Here is a 15,465-nt window from a genome sequence, read left to right on the forward strand (position 1 = left end):
ACCACTTAGTTCACTTTAGCGGGTTCGCCATGACGTCAGGCCTCCGGCACAACGCTTCCAACCCTGTCAGCGCTGTTCGCTCTGCGGTGTCACCCGCAGTACTTCCTCAAGTGTAGTCAGCCCGGCCGAGACTTTTTGCGCACCAGACAGACGCAAGCTGCGCGTCCCTTCCTTGAACGCCTGACGACGCATGGCGGTCAGGTCCAGGTCCGCCGAGATCAATGCCTTGATGTTGTCGGACATGACCATGATCTCGTACACACCTGCCCGGCCCCGATAACCGGTATCGCGACACTCCACACAGCCGACCGCCTGATGCGCGCCGGGCGGTACAGGCGCTTGCCAGGGGCGGGTGAGGGTTTGCCAGTCTGTCTCGTTCAGGTTGATCGGCGCCTTGCAGTGCGGGCACAGCGTGCGCACCAGACGCTGGGCCATGACGCCGAGGATGGTGGCTTTGAGCAGGTAATGTGGCACGCCCAGTTCAAGCATGCGGCTGATGGCGCTGGGTGCGTCGTTGGTGTGCAGCGTCGATAGCACCAGGTGACCGGTCAATGCTGCCTGAATGGCCATTTCAGCCGTCTCCAGGTCGCGAATTTCGCCGATCATGATGATATCCGGGTCCTGGCGCATCAAGGCGCGCACGCCAGCGGCAAAGCTCAGATCGATATTGTGCTGCACCTGCATTTGATTGAAGGCGGGCTCGACCATCTCGATGGGGTCTTCGATGGTGCAGAGGTTGACCTCCGAGGTCGCCAGCTTCTTGAGGGTGGTGTACAGCGTGGTGGTCTTGCCCGAACCGGTTGGGCCGGTGACCAGAATGATGCCGTTGGGCTGGCGGGTCATTTCCTGCCAGCGCCGCAGATCGTCACTGGAGAAGCCCAGTTGGTCGAAGTCCTTGAGCAACACCTCGGGGTCGAAGATGCGCATGACCATTTTTTCGCCGAACGCGGTCGGCAGGGTCGACAGACGCAACTCCACCTCGCGATTTTCAGGCGTGGTGGTCTTGACCCGTCCGTCCTGCGGTTTGCGTTTTTCAGCGACGTTCATCCGCCCCAGGCTTTTCAGGCGGCTGACAATCGCCATGATGACCTGCGCTGGAAACTGATAGACGTTGTGCAGCACCCCGTCGATGCGAAAGCGCACCGTGCCTTGTTCGCGGCGCGGCTCGATATGGATGTCGCTGGCGCGTTGCTGGAATGCGTACTGGAACAGCCAGTCGACGATGTTGACGATGTGCGCGTCGTTGGCGTCTGGCTCCTGGTCACTGGCACCGAGCTTGAGCAACTGCTCGAAGTTGCCCATGTTGCTCATTTTCTGCTCAGACGCATTGGCGCCGCTGACCGACTTCGCCAGCCTGAAAAACTCCATCGCCATGCGCTGGATGTCAGTCGGGTTGGCGACCACACGTTTGATCTGCAGCTTGAGCACGTGCGCCAGGTCCGCTTCCCATGAGCGCACGTATGGCTGGGCGCTGGCGATGGTCACCGACTCGCGGTCCACCGCCACGGCGAGAATCTTGTGGCGCTGGGCGAAGGCGTAGGACATCAGGGGCGTGACGGCCGCTACATTGATCTTCAGCGGGTCGATGCGCATGTAGGGCTGACCGGAGGCTTTCGCCAGCCAGGCCGTCAGGGTTTCCAGGTCGAGTTTTTTGCCCGGTCGCTTCAAGTCATCAAACTGCTGCGACGCGAGAAACTCGAGCGGATGCAGCTGGATATTCACCGCACTGCGACGCTGGCTGAGTGCCGTTTCCGTGTCGTCCTGGCTCAGATAGCCTTCGGTGACCAGTTCACGCAACACGTCGTTCAGGTCGAGCCAGCGATCCTGTGAAGAGGGGGCCAGGGCTGCCATGCGCGCTCCTTGAGGCAATTGGTCATTGAACGATGAACAAGAGTAGACGCCAAGCGTGACAGCGTTACTCGTTCTATGCGACCGGGAATTACCGGAGCAGGCGAATTGATTCAGCCGGTGGCCAGCGCAACGTGAGTTTGTGGGGTATTGAGGGCGTCGATTTGTTCGACTCCCACCGAGCAAACGTCGATCAGATTGCGCATTTTTTCGCCAATCACCTGCGCCCGGTGCCAGCTCAGTCTGGCGACGTGCAGGTCGATGATCAGCGTGCTTTCCTGCTGCACAACGGTGAGCTGGTGAGGAATCAGGTACTGCATCGCAAGCAGGTTGAGCACCTGACAGAGCAACGCCGGCTCGGCTTCGGCGACAATCTGGTAGCGCGCGCAGCAGGGCGCGTTGCTGGATGACCAGTTGTCGGGACGTTGCGAGGCGGCGGTGACGGCTTCAAGGTTGGGCATGCTGATTCTCCAGAGCGATGGGAGAAATCTTTACACGGTGAAAAAGAAATTTCTGGTCGATCATCAACTGGATTACGCTTGTTGCGACTCGTTTATGCGTCAAAGCGCATTGTGGAAAATTAATTATGCAAATCGATCTGGATATGTACGACCGCAAGATTCTGGCGCTGCTGCAGGAAGACGTGTCGCTCTCCAGCGCGCAGATCGCCGAGCAGGTCGGTCTGTCGCAATCGCCCTGCTGGCGTCGTATTCAGCGGCTCAAGGATGAAGGGGTGATCCGTCGGCAGGTCGCGTTGCTGGATCGCAAGAAAATCGGCCTGAATACGCAGATATTCGCCGAGGTAAAACTCAACGCCCACGGGCGCTCCAACTTCACTGAATTCACTGATGCCATTCGGGGCTTTCCCGAGGTATTGGAATGCTATGTGCTGATGGGCTCAGTGGATTTTCTGCTGCGCATCGTGACGCCGGACATTGAGGCTTATGAGCGATTCTTCTTCGAAAAGCTGTCGCTGGTGCCCGGCATCCAGGAAGTGAACTCGACAGTGGCCCTGTCAGAGATCAAATCCACCACCAGCTTGCCGCTGCTGCGCGAGGGAGGTTGAACGTGCGCTTTTGACCATCGTGCCGCGCCGCATGTTCAAGACAGGACGCGGAGCGTCCAGAACGGCATTCCCACGCTGGAGCGTGGGAACGATGACTTGCGCCTCGAGATGACTATCGTGCCAATGCTCCGCGTTGGCATGCAGTTCGTGACGCTCTGCGTCACAAGTTTGTGCCGCGCCGCATGTTCAAGACAGGACGCGGAGCGTCCGGAACGGCATCCCACGCTGGAGCGCGGGAATGATGACTTGCGCCTCGAGATGACTATCGTGCCAATGCTCCGCGTTGGCATGCAGTTCGTGACGCTCTGCGTCACAAATTCGGGTCGCACCACATGTTCAAGATCGGACGCGGAGCGTCCGGAACGGCATCCCACGCTGGAGCGCGGGAACGATGACTTGTGCCTCGAGATGACTATCGTGCCAATGCTCCGCGTTGGCATGCAGTTCGTGACGCTCTGCGTCACAAATTCGGGTCGCACCACATGTTCAAGATCGGACGCAGAGCGTCCGGAACGGCATCCCACGCTGGAGCGTGGGAACGATGACTTGTGCCTCGAGATGACTATCGTGCCAATGCTCCGCGTTGGCATGCAGTTCGTGACGCTCTGCGTCACAAATTCGGGTCGCACCACATGTTCAAGATCGGACGCAGAGCGTCCGGAACGGCATCCCACGCTGGAGCGTGGGAACGATGACTTGTGCCTCGAGATGACTATCGTGCCAATGCTCCGCGTTGGCATGCAGTTCGTGACGCTCTGCGTCACAAATTCGGGTCGCACCACATGTTCAAGATCGGACGCGGAGCGTCCAGAACGGCATTCCCACGCTGGAGTGGGAACGATGACTTGTGCCTCGAGATGACTATCGTGCCAATGCTCCGCGTTGGCATGCAGTTCGTGACGCTCTGCGTCACAAATTCGGGTCGCACCACATGTTCAAGATCGGACGCGGAGCGTCCAGAACGGCATTCCCACGCCGGAGCGTGGGAACGATAGTTAAGCAGAGCGTCCAGAGCTGCGCTCCCACACGAGCGTGGGAACGATAAGCCATAACGCCGGAACGAGAGTCCTCCAGCCCTTACAAACGCAACAAGGTCTTCCACGCGCGGCTCTGGAAGACGGTGATGGCCTGTTGCACGCGGGCATCGAGGATTTCGTCGCTGATGTCCAGATGGGCCAGTTCTTCGAGTTTGCGCAGTTCGCCGTACAGGCGGTCCAGCTCTGGCAGGTCCAGCGCGCCGCGGGCCCAGTGCAGCCAGGCCTGGATGCGCTCAATGCGCGGCAGTTGCTCGGCCAGGTCTTCCGGCTGCTGCTGATAACGGCTCAGTTGCAGGGATGTCGCTTCTTCACCCAGCAAACGGGGCAGCCAGCTGCTCAACAGCGCAGCACCCTGGCGGTTGCCGCGGGTGTTGCGTTCTGCGGTCCAGCTGCGGGCCAGCAACCAGCGTGAGGTGTTCAGCGAGAACTCGCCCCAGCGGGTGTCCTGCAATTCTTCCAGAAACTGCTCGTGGGCTGCACCACGGACATCGGCATCTTCCTGACCGGCCTGAACCAGCGGACGCCAGTCTTCCAGCAACGCATCCAGCGCGGTACGCAGCTGAGCGGTCGAAGTGCGTGGCGCCGCCTGGCCGAGGCTGCTGGTCAGGGCGCGCAGTTCGCCGAGCATCTCGACCCAGTCCTGCAGCAGGCGCCAGTGGCCGTTGAAACGGTATTGCTCGGCCAGACGCTGGCTGCTGCCCAGCAGGTGCCAGGCCAGCGCGGAGTAGGCGTCGTCCAGCGGGGTTTCTGCGTTCAGGGTTGGCGCAGGCAGGCTCAGCGAATAACTGCTGGCATCAAGCAAGCGATAGCCGCGCTCGGCTTTGCTGATGTCGCACGGCATCAACGGCAGCGTTGCAGCCAGTTCAGCGGCCAGTTCCAGCAGCGCCGCAGGGTCGCCCTCGCGCAGCTCAAGCTCCAGCTCGCAGATTTCTTCTTTCTGCTTGCCTGCAACCACCTGGCCGAGGTCCAGCGCGGCTTCGATCACGACTTTGGTTTTGCCGCGACCCCAGGCAATTTCGGCTTTTTCACGGATGAAATCGGTGGTGAACAGCGGCTTGATGGATTTCTTGTCCAGTTCGGTCAGTTGCTCGGGCCAGCAATCGCCTTCGAGCTTTTTCAGGTCCAGCTTGGCCTTGGTCAGGTCCCAGTTGTACTCGTTGCGTTCGGACAGGCCGGCCACGCTTTGCCCGCGGGTCTTCATGGTCTGGATGATCTGATCGCCGTCACGACGGATGCGCAACGCCACCTTGGCATGGGCCAGCTCGCGCTCAGGGGTATCGAAATACTGGTTCGACAGTTCCAGGCGCTCCCAGCCACTTTTGTTGCGCTTCTTGAGCAACGGGTGTTCGCGCAGTGCAGCGAGGGTCTCGCGGCTGACGCGGAGTTTGATTTCTGTTTCTTTTTGCATGGCCGGGGGAATCCAAACGCTGATACTGATAACGGGAGCGCAGCCCATGACTGAACGGCTGCTGAGGCCGCCAGTGTACAGGACATGGCCCGAAACGGTTTATTCCTGGGTTGCTATGGCCCTATGATGGGTCGTGTTCCGTCTTGATAACAGGAAGCGTCCATGCCGTTGCCGTCCATGAAAGACCAGTTTGCCGCCTTGATCGCTGCGCCCTCGGTGAGCTGCACTCAGCCTTCTCTGGACCAGACCAACCGGCCTGTCATCGATCTGTTGGCCGGATGGCTCGGGGACCTGGGTTTTGCCTGCGATATCCAGCAGGTTTCCCTTGGCAAGTTCAATCTGCTGGCCACCTTCGGCACAGGCCCCGGCGGGCTGGTACTGGCTGGCCACAGCGACACCGTGCCGTTCGACGAGGCATTGTGGAAAACCGACCCCTTGAAGCTCACCGAAGTCGATGGCCGCTGGGTCGGGCTGGGCAGTTGCGACATGAAGGGCTTTTTTGCGCTGGTCATCGAGGCCGTGCGTGGTCTTGTCGATCAGCCGTTCAAGCAGCCCCTGTTGATTCTCGCCACCTGCGATGAAGAAAGCTCGATGGCCGGCGCGCGTGCGCTGGCAGAAGCCGGACGCCCGCTGGGTCGTGCGGCGGTGATCGGCGAGCCGACCGGGCTCAAGCCGATTCGCATGCACAAAGGCGTGATGATGGAGCGCATCCATATCCTCGGGCGCAGTGGCCATTCGTCCGACCCGAGCCTGGGCCATAGCGCGCTGGAGGCGATGCACGACGCGATCAGCGAACTCAAGGGCCTGCGCACGCAGTGGCAGCTTGAATACCGCAATCCACAGTTCACGGTGCCGCAGCCGACCTTGAACCTGGGCTGCATTCACGGCGGCGACAACCCGAACCGGATCTGTGGCCAGTGCTCGCTGGAATTCGACCTGCGCCCGCTGCCGGGCATGGACCCGCAGGTGCTGCGTGCCGCCATCCGGCAGAAGCTGCAACCGCTGGCCGAGCTGCATCAGGTGCAGATCGACTATGCTCCTTTGTTCCCAGAGTGCGCGCCGTTCGAGCAGGTGGCCGACGCTGAACTTGTGCGTGTTGCCGAGCGTCTCACCGGTCACACGGCAGCGGCAGTAGCATTCGGCACCGAAGCGCCTTATCTTCAGCGCCTCGGTTGCGAGACGCTGGTGCTCGGCCCTGGTGATATCGCCTGTGCGCATCAACCGGGGGAATACCTCGAAATGTCACGTCTGGACCCTACAGTGCGTCTGTTACGGCAACTGATCGAGCACTACTGCCTGACGCCTCAATGAGTCAGGCCCTACACGTTTTGAATATAAGGAGATTGCGAGTGCCAAGCCTGTTCCGACGATAACCACCACACCGTTGTGCGTGCTTTTTCTTTTCGTCCATTTTTTCTACAGGCTCTTGTTGTCATGCCCGAATACGTCAACTGGCTTCGCCATGCGTCTCCCTACATCAATGCCCACCGCGATTGCACCTTCGTCGTCATGCTTCCCGGCGACGGCGTTGCGCATCCCAACTTCGGCAATATCGTCCACGATCTGGTGCTGCTGCACAGCCTGGGCGTGCGGCTTGTGCTGGTGCACGGCTCGCGTCCACAGATTGAAAGCCGTCTGGCCCAGCGCGGCATTACACCGCGCTACCATCGCGACATGCGTATTACCGATACCGAGACGCTGGAGTGCGTGATCGACGCCGTTGGCCAGTTGCGCATCTCGATAGAAGCGCGCCTGTCGATGGACATGGCAGCCTCGCCGATGCAGGGCTCGCGGCTGCGGGTGACCAGCGGCAATGTGGTCACTGCCCGGCCTATCGGGGTGCTGGAAGGTATTGATTATCAGCACACCGGTGAGGTGCGCAGGGTAGACCGCAAGGGTATCAATCGCCTGCTGGACGAGCGTCATATCGTGCTGCTGTCGCCGTTGGGTTATTCACCGACCGGCGAGATTTTCAATCTGGCCTGCGAAGACGTCGCCACGCGCGCTGCGATTGATCTGGCTGCCGACAAACTGCTGTTGTTCGGTGCCGAAACCGGGTTGCTGGACGAGCAGGGCCGACTGGTGCGCGAACTGCGCCCGCAACAGGTGCCTGCGCATTTGCAGCGGCTGGGTGGCAACTATCAGGCCGAATTGCTCGATGCAGCGGCCGAGGCCTGCCGCGGTGGTGTGGCTCGCAGCCATATCGTCAGTTATGCCGAAGACGGCGCGCTGCTGACCGAGCTGTTTACCCGCGACGGTGGTGGCACGCTGGTGGCGCAGGAGCAGTTTGAACTGGTTCGCGAGGCGGCCATCGAGGACGTCGGCGGTTTGATGGACCTGATCACCCCGCTGGAAGAGCAGGGCATTCTGGTACGCCGTTCTCGTGAGGTGCTGGAACGCGAGATCACCCAGTTCAGTGTGGTCGAGCGGGAAGGGCTGATCATCGCCTGCGCGGCGCTGTACCCGATTGCCGACTCGGAGTCTGGTGAGCTTGCGTGTCTGGCCGTCAACCCGGAATACCGACACGGCGGGCGTGGCGACGAGCTGCTGGAGCGTATCGAAAACCGCGCGCGGGCGCTGGGCATCAAAACCCTGTTCGTCCTCACCACCCGTACCGCACACTGGTTCCGCGAGCGCGGCTTCGAGCCCAGCAGCGTCGACCGCCTGCCAAGCGCCCGTGCGTCGCTGTACAACTTCCAGCGTAATTCGAAGATCTTTGAAAAAGCGATTTAAGGGGCGGACGCAGAGCGTCCAGAACTGCATGCGACGCGGAGCGTCGCACGATAAGTGAGATTTTCGTTCCTCACGCTCCAGCGCGGGGATGCCGTTCGTGACGCTCTGGCCTCACGCTGTCGATCAGTTACTGATCGACAGAATGCTCGCCTGATACGACCCGACAAACGTGTCGAAATCCACCACTTCTTCTGTCGCCTCCAGTTCGGCCTGTTCCTCCAGCGAGGTTTTGGCCAGGTCTTCGAAATGCGCCTGCTCTGCGGCACTCAGCGGATGGGTGCGGAAGTATTCGGCGTGGACCTGGCTCTGGCGCAGGGAAAACGCCGTGAAGCCTTCGCCATGCGCTCTCATGCTGGCCAGCACCTGGGCAGAAGGTGTCAGGGAGGTGTCGTCGATCTTGGCCTGTTGCACGGCAATCGACTTGATGTGCTCATCGGTGCCCTGCGCCTGATCGAGCAGTCGGGCAATCGGCGTGATTTTTTCCAGCAAATCGGTGGCCCAGGCCTTGAGCTCGACAGGCGAGTCATCGCGTTGCAGGTTCAGGCCCGGACGACGCCCTTCCTTGACCACTGCAAGAAAGTTCGAGCTGGCGTTGGAACACTCATGACCAGCCAGTTGCTGGCTCTCCTCAAGTGCGCAATACAGCACGAATGCGTCGATGAAGCGCGACTGCTCCAGGCTGATGCCGGTCGGCAGAAACGGGTTGATGTCCAGGCAGCGGACTTCGACATACTGCACCCCACGGGCCACCAGCGCCTGGATAGGGCGTTCGCCACTATAGGTCACACGCTTGGGGCGGATGTTGGAGTAGTACTCGTTCTCAATCTGCAACACATTGGTGTTCAGCTGAACCCATTCGCCGTTCTGGTCGTGCGTGCCGATATCGACGTAGGGCTTGTACGGCGTGGCCACGGCCTTGCGCAGGCTGTCGGTGTAGCTGACCAGATCGTTGTAGCACGGCGTCAGATCGGCCTGGGCATCGCTCTGGTAACCCAGATCGCTCATGCGCAGGCTGGTGGCGTATGGCAGGTACAGGGTATCAGCGTCGAACTGCTCCAGTTGGTGCTCGCGACCGCGCAGGAAACCTGCGTCCAGTGCGGGCGATGCCCCAAACAGGTACATCAGCAGCCAGCTGTAGCGGCGAAAGTTACGGATCAGCGCGATGTAGGAGTGCGACTGGTAGTCGCGCGCATCGCCGGCAAAGTCTTCGGTCTGCTTGAGCAACGCCCAGGCGTCTTCCGGCAGCGAAAAATTGTAGTGGATACCGGCAATGCACTGCATGGTCTTGCCATAACGCAGCGCCAGCCCTTTGCGATAGACGTATTTCAGCTTGCCGATGTTCGACGTGCCGTAATACGCAATCGGGATGTGCTCCTCGTCCGGCAACGGGCAAGGCATCGACGGGCTCCAGAGCAGCTCGTTGTCCAGCTTGCTGTAGGCAAAGCGATGGATCTTGTCCAGGCTGTCGAGGGTATCGACCGGGTTCTTCAGCGCCGGGGTAATGAACTCCAGCAGCGATTCGGAATAATCGGTCGTGACAAGGCCGTTGGTCAGTGCGGCACCCAGAGCTTGCGGATGGGGCGTGCGGGCCAGCTCTGCCTGTGGCGTGACACGCAGGCACTCACGCTCGATACCGTGCAGGCACTGCTCCAGCAAAGAGAGGTTGTTGCGCTCGCCGAGCAAAGCAAGACGACGGTTTAAAAGTTCGCTCAAGGTGTAATCCTTCACGCATCGGTCGCCCCGATATTGGGGTGGACTTGACGGTCTACAAGGGTGAAGAAAGGAACTGGCGTGGTCGCCTGGTTGACTCTGTAACGCCTGTTCACAATCACTGCACTTCGTCGTACCACCCAAATGGACTCGGCACCACGCTAATGGTGCCGAAATTAACCCAAATGATGTCGATACGGCTAGGTTCTGTTCGCAATGATTGCTTTCATCAGCCTTTGAATGAGCTTAGATGACCGCAAACGTGCCCTGAGCTTTGGCGACGAGCTTGTCGCCCTGCACGACTTGCGCCTCGACCACCAGCGTCCTGCGGCCCGCATGCAGCACGTTGGCGATGCACAGGACTTCGCCGTCGGACACGCCACGCACGTAGTTGATCTTGCACTCGATGGTCACGCTGCGCTGGTCAAAACCATGAGAGCTGGAACAGGCCAGCCCCATGCTGATATCGACCAGACTGAAGATCGCCCCGCCGTGCATCACGTTGCCGCGATTGCGCAGGTGCGCCTCCAGCGGCAGCGCAACTTCGGCCACGCCCTCGTCAAGACGCCGCAGCTCGCAGCCGAGCATCTTGAAGTAGGCGCTTTGGGTCAGATCCTCGGGAATGTCCATCAGCGCTTCTTCAATTGCTTGGCGTTGGCGAACAGCGAGGCCATGGCGTTGTTGGCCGGTGCCGGAGCAGTGGTTTCCTTGCGCGGGGCGCTGTTCTGCTGGCGAGGCGAGGCACCAGGGCGTGCGCCGCGCGCACCGTCGATTTTCTCGCCGGGCGTGTCGCTCATGCGCATCGACAGGCCGACGCGTTTGCGCGGGATGTCGATTTCCATGACCTTCACTTTCACCACATCACCGGCCTTGACCGCTTCGCGCGGGTCCTTGATGAACTTCTCGGACAGCGCCGAGATGTGCACCAGACCGTCCTGATGCACGCCGATGTCGACGAAAGCACCGAAGTTGGTAACGTTGGTAACAACACCTTCGAGGATCATGCCCGGTTGCAGGTCCTTGAGGTCCTCGACGCCTTCCTGAAATTCAGCGGTCTTGAACTCCGGACGCGGGTCGCGGCCCGGTTTTTCGAGTTCCTGGAGAATGTCGGTGACGGTTGGCAGACCAAAGGTCTCGTCGGTGAACTTCTTCGGGTCCAGACGCTTGAGAAAGCTGGCGTCGCCGATCAGCGAACGGATGTCGCGGTCGGTTTCAGCCGCAATACGCTGCACCAGCGGGTAGGCTTCCGGGTGAACGGCAGAAGAGTCCAGCGGGTTGTCACCGGTCATGACGCGCAGGAAGCCTGCGGCCTGCTCAAAGGTCTTCTCGCCCAGACGGCTGACTTTCTTCAGCGCTGCGCGGGTCTTGAACGCACCGTTTTCATCGCGATGCGCGACGATATTCTGCGCCAGCGTGGTGTTGAGGCCGGAAATTCGCGCCAGCAGCGCCACCGACGCGGTGTTTACGTCCACGCCCACTGCGTTCACGCAGTCTTCAACCACCGCGTCCAGGCCGCGAGCCAGTTTGAGCTGCGACACGTCGTGCTGATACTGGCCGACACCAATGGATTTCGGGTCGATTTTCACCAGTTCGGCCAGTGGGTCCTGCAAACGGCGGGCAATCGATACTGCGCCACGGATCGACACGTCGAGGTCCGGGAATTCCTTGGCGGCCAGTTCCGACGCCGAGTACACCGATGCGCCAGCTTCGGAAACCATGACCTTGGTCATTTTCAGGCCTGGGTATTTTTTGATCAGGTCGGCGGCCAGCTTGTCGGTTTCGCGGCTGGCGGTGCCATTGCCGATGGCGATCAAGTCGACCGAATGCTTGGCGCACAGGGCGGCCAGCACGGCGATGGTCTGATCCCACTGATTTTTCGGCACATGCGGATAAACAGTCGCGTAGTCGAGCAGTTTGCCGGTGGCATCCACGACCGCGACCTTGCAGCCGGTGCGCAGGCCCGGGTCCAGGCCAAGCGTGGCGCGCTGGCCAGCCGGGGCGGCGAGCAGCAGGTCGTGCAGGTTGTGGGCGAACACGTTGATGGCTTCGGTTTCAGCGCCTTCACGCAACTCACCCAGCAGATCGGTTTCCAGATGGCTATACAGCTTGACCTTCCAGGTCCAGCGCACCACTTCGGCCAGCCATTTGTCCGCCGCACGGCTCTGGTTCTGGATGCCGAAACGCTCGCCGATCATCAGTTCGCACGGGTGCATGGCACCTGGCAGTTCTTCACCGACTTTCAGTGCTGAGCTGAGAAAACCTTCGTTGCGGCCACGGAAAATTGCCAGCGCGCGATGCGACGGCATGCTTTTGAGCGGCTCGTCGTGTTCGAAGTAGTCACGGAACTTGGAGCCTTCCTCTTCCTTGCCCGGCACCACGCGCGCGCTGATCACCGCTTCCTGCTTGAGAAAGCTGCGCAGTTTGTCCAGCAGCGAGGCGTCTTCGGCGAAGCGCTCCATCAGGATGTACTTGGCGCCTTCCAGCGCAGCTTTCACGTCGGCCACGCCTTTCTCGGCGTCGACAAAACGGGCGGCCTCGGCGTCCGGGGTCAGGCTCGGGTCGTTGAACAGGCCATCAGCCAGCTCGCCGAGGCCCGCTTCAAGGGCGATCTGGCCCTTGGTACGGCGTTTCTGCTTATAAGGCAGGTACAAATCTTCAAGGCGGGTCTTGGTGTCGGCCAGCTTGATGTCGCGAGCCAGTTCCGGGGTCAGCTTGCCTTGCTCTTCGATGCTGGCAAGAATGCTGACGCGCCGGTCGTCCAGTTCGCGCAGATAGCGCAGACGTTCTTCCAGATGGCGTAATTGCGTGTCATCGAGACTGCCGGTCACTTCCTTGCGGTAGCGGGAAATGAAGGGCACGGTCGAGCCTTCATCCAGTAGTGCTACGGCCGCTGCGACCTGTTGTGGGCGTACGCCGAGTTCTTCGGCGATGCGGCTGTTGATGCTGTCCATAAAACCACCTGGAGTTGTGAGCAGAAAACTGGGCTGTGTACGAATTGCCTTGCCTGGTGTCCGTCTGCCGGCTTTTATTTTCAGGGCTGGCGAACCGCCATGAGTCCGGCGTTGCCTGACTTTGAGGGCGGCGCATTATACCTGCCGAAGCGCAATTAGGGGATTAGCCGACAAATACGCTCTTTTTTCGGCGAAAAAGCATGCACAAGTGTCGCCTCCAGTAAAATCTGCTAACAATGCACAAGGTGCGCATCACCGCAGCTACGCCATAATGCGCCCCGAGATCAGAGGAGCATCCGATGAGCAGCACCGCACAAAATGCTGAAGGCGAAAAAATCCTTATTGTCGATGACGATCCGGGGCTGAGCAGCCTTCTGGAACGTTTTTTCTCCAGCAAGGGCTACCGTGCCCGCGCCGTGGCAAACGTGGAACAAATGGACCGCTTGCTGGCCCGTGAGGTTTTCAACCTTGTGGTGCTGGACTTGATGCTGCCCGGAGAAGACGGCCTTTCAGCCTGCCGTCGTCTGCGTGCCGCGAACAATCAGGTACCCATCATCATGCTGACCGCCAAGGGCGATGAGCTGAGCCGCATCAAGGGGCTCGAACTGGGCGCTGACGACTACCTGGCCAAGCCGTTCAACCCGGACGAGCTGATGGCGCGGGTCAAGGCTGTTCTGCGTCGTCAGGCAGCACCTGTGCCAGGCGCGCCCGGCAGTGAAGACGAGTCGGTCAGCTTCGGCGACTACGTGCTCTCCCTGGCGACCCGCGAACTGAAACGCGGTGAAGAAGTACACATGCTGACCACGGGTGAATTCGCGGTCCTCAAGGCTTTGGTAATGCACGCTCGCGAGCCGCTGACCCGCGACAAACTGATGAATCTGGCCCGTGGCCGGGAGTGGGATGCGCTGGAGCGGTCCATCGACGTACAGATTTCCCGTCTGCGTCGCCTGATCGAACCGGATCCTTCCAAGCCGCGTTATATCCAGACAGTCTGGGGCGTAGGTTATGTATTCGTTCCGGATGGTGCCGGAAGCCGCTGACAGCGCGGCTGTCAGCACCGAAACTCGTTACTCCCGCCAGTTACGTCGATAACCTTGCGCAAGGCTATCGACGTTCTGGTTTTTTGCGTTCGTCCATCGGGTCTCGCCCGCGTTCGGCAAACCTGCGAGCCTGGCTCGCCTTGCAAAGTGTATGGCTGCAGTTATGAAGACTCCGCTCTGGTTCCCGCAAAGTTTTTTTTCCCGCACGCTCTGGCTGGTGCTCATCGTCGTGCTGTTTTCCAAGGCCCTGACGCTGGTTTACCTGTTGATGAACGAAGACGTGCTGGTCGACAGGCAGTACAGCCACGGCGTCGCACTGACCTTGCGTGCCTACTGGGCTGCCGATGAAAACGATCGGGAGGCGATTGCCGAGGCGGCTGGTCTGATTCGGGTAGTGGGGGGAGGCGTGCCGGAAGGCGAGCAGCACTGGCCGTACAGCGAGATCTATCAGCGGCAGATGCAGGCTGAACTGGGTGCCGATACCGAAGTGCGTCTGCGCGTGCATGCACCGCCCGCGCTTTGGGTTCGCGCGCCGAGCCTGGGGGATGGCTGGCTGAAAGTGCCGCTTTACCCGCATCCGTTACGCGGCCAGAAAATCTGGAGCGTGCTGGGCTGGTTCCTGGCCATCGGCCTGTTGTCCACCGCGTCGGCGTGGATCTTCGTGCGTCAGCTCAACCAGCCGCTCAAGCGTCTGGTCTTTGCCGCCCGGCAACTGGGGCAGGGGCGCAGCGTGCGCTTACCGGTCAGTGATACACCCAGCGAGATGACCGAAGTCTATCGGGCCTTCAACCAGATGGCCGAAGATGTCGAACAGGCCGGGCAGGAGCGCGAGCTGATGCTGGCTGGCGTCTCCCACGACCTGCGTACGCCGCTGACACGCCTGCGTCTTTCGCTGGAGCTGATGAACGACAACGAGTTTTCCGAGGGCATGGTTCGCGATATCGAGGACATGGACGCCATTCTCGACCAGTTTCTGGCGTTTATCCGTGATGGTCGCGACGAGGAAATTGAAGAGGTCGACCTGGGCGATCTGGTGCGTGACGTGGTTGCGCCCTTTAATAATGCTGAAGGCAGCATCCGCCTGTGCCTGGAGCCAATTCCGCCGTTTCCGCTGCGCCGGGTGTCGATGAAACGTCTGCTGACCAATTTGATCGGCAACGCCAGGCATCATGCGGGCAACGGTATCGAAGTGGCTGCTTACGTCTCAGGTGACAGAAACGCGCCCTACGTGGTGCTGAGTGTGCTGGACAGAGGGGCGGGCATTGATCCGTCCGAACTGGACACGATCTTCAACCCGTTCATCCGCGGCGATCGCGCACGCAGCGGCAAGGGAACCGGCCTTGGGCTGGCCATCGTCAAGCGTATCGCTGCGATGCACGGCGGTAATGTCGAGTTGAGAAATCGTTCGGGCGGCGGTCTGGAGGCGCGCGTGCGCTTGCCGCTGGGCTTGATGCTGCCAAGGGATGCGATTTAAGCAGGGAGGTTTAACCAAGATATAAAGCGCCGTGCAACGATCATCCAGAGGTTCGGATAGCTCGAAACACTCTCGTGATTTGCACGGCAGCTTGCCTGACCCGGCCCTTGGCGGAGGTACTCCCTGTACCCCTAGGTCACGCCGATCCTTTCGATCAACGCATCCCGGCCCCTTGGTCATGCGCGCACCTTCCTCAGG

The 15,465-nt window shown here is 60.5% G+C and carries 11 protein-coding genes; 5 read left to right on the plus strand and 6 right to left on the minus strand.

From position 1 onward, the window contains the following. Positions 1-66 precede the first annotated feature (66 nt). The gene (locus PSPTO_RS01690) at positions 67-1,851 is read right to left on the minus strand and encodes a GspE/PulE family protein (RefSeq protein ID WP_005763446.1); all 1,785 of its coding nucleotides are present in this window, start codon (positions 1,849-1,851) and stop codon (positions 67-69) included. 110 nt (positions 1,852-1,961) lie between these two features. Beyond that, the gene (locus PSPTO_RS01695) at positions 1,962-2,309 is read right to left on the minus strand and encodes a hypothetical protein (protein WP_005763448.1); all 348 of its coding nucleotides are present in this window, start codon (positions 2,307-2,309) and stop codon (positions 1,962-1,964) included. Positions 2,310-2,434: 125 nt separating this feature from the next. Here PSPTO_RS01695 and PSPTO_RS01700 point away from each other — a divergent pair, with 125 nt between their 5' ends. Beyond that, the gene (locus PSPTO_RS01700; RefSeq protein WP_011103096.1) at positions 2,435-2,914 is read left to right on the plus strand and encodes an Lrp/AsnC family transcriptional regulator; all 480 of its coding nucleotides are present in this window, start codon (positions 2,435-2,437) and stop codon (positions 2,912-2,914) included. A gap of 1,077 nt (positions 2,915-3,991) precedes the next feature. Here the strand turns inward: PSPTO_RS01700 and PSPTO_RS01720 are convergent. Next, complete coding sequence (locus PSPTO_RS01720) at positions 3,992-5,359, minus strand: inorganic triphosphatase (RefSeq protein ID WP_005763452.1); 1,368 nt, start codon at positions 5,357-5,359, stop codon at positions 3,992-3,994. Between the two features lie 162 nt (positions 5,360-5,521). Here PSPTO_RS01720 and argE point away from each other — a divergent pair, with 162 nt between their 5' ends. Continuing rightward, the gene (gene argE, locus PSPTO_RS01725) at positions 5,522-6,670 is read left to right on the plus strand and encodes an acetylornithine deacetylase (RefSeq protein ID WP_005763453.1); all 1,149 of its coding nucleotides are present in this window, start codon (positions 5,522-5,524) and stop codon (positions 6,668-6,670) included. Between the two features lie 123 nt (positions 6,671-6,793). Continuing rightward, entirely contained in the window at positions 6,794-8,092 is a 1,299-nt protein-coding gene (argA, locus tag PSPTO_RS01730; protein ID WP_005763455.1) for an amino-acid N-acetyltransferase, read from the plus strand. Positions 8,093-8,215: 123 nt separating this feature from the next. Here argA and gshA read toward each other — a convergent pair whose 3' ends face one another. The 3 genes from gshA to PSPTO_RS01745 form a co-directional block, all read right to left on the minus strand. Continuing rightward, the gene (gene gshA / locus PSPTO_RS01735) at positions 8,216-9,805 is read right to left on the minus strand and encodes a glutamate--cysteine ligase (RefSeq protein ID WP_005763456.1); all 1,590 of its coding nucleotides are present in this window, start codon (positions 9,803-9,805) and stop codon (positions 8,216-8,218) included. Positions 9,806-10,048: 243 nt separating this feature from the next. After that, positions 10,049-10,432 carry a PaaI family thioesterase gene (locus PSPTO_RS01740; RefSeq protein ID WP_005763459.1) on the minus strand — a complete coding sequence of 128 codons (384 nt, stop codon included), beginning with the start codon at positions 10,430-10,432 and terminating at the stop codon, positions 10,049-10,051. Next, the gene (locus PSPTO_RS01745) at positions 10,432-12,753 is read right to left on the minus strand and encodes a Tex family protein (protein ID WP_005763462.1); all 2,322 of its coding nucleotides are present in this window, start codon (positions 12,751-12,753) and stop codon (positions 10,432-10,434) included. Before PSPTO_RS01745 ends, PSPTO_RS01740 begins: the two co-directional genes overlap by 1 nt. A 299-nt stretch (positions 12,754-13,052) precedes the next feature. Between PSPTO_RS01745 and ompR the strand changes: the two genes are divergently transcribed. Together ompR and PSPTO_RS01755 are read left to right on the plus strand one after the other, a co-directional pair. Beyond that, positions 13,053-13,793, plus strand: coding sequence for an osmolarity response regulator transcription factor OmpR (gene ompR, locus PSPTO_RS01750; RefSeq protein WP_003380226.1), 741 nt, complete (start codon positions 13,053-13,055; stop codon positions 13,791-13,793). Positions 13,794-13,956: 163 nt separating this feature from the next. Further along, positions 13,957-15,267 (plus strand): ATP-binding protein, encoded by a 1,311-nt coding sequence (locus tag PSPTO_RS01755; protein ID WP_005763465.1) that lies wholly within the window; start codon positions 13,957-13,959, stop codon positions 15,265-15,267. Positions 15,268-15,465 lie beyond the last annotated feature (198 nt).

Source organism: Pseudomonas syringae pv. tomato str. DC3000 (genome assembly GCF_000007805.1).
Taxonomy (GTDB): Bacteria; Pseudomonadota; Gammaproteobacteria; order Pseudomonadales; family Pseudomonadaceae; genus Aquipseudomonas; species Aquipseudomonas avellanae.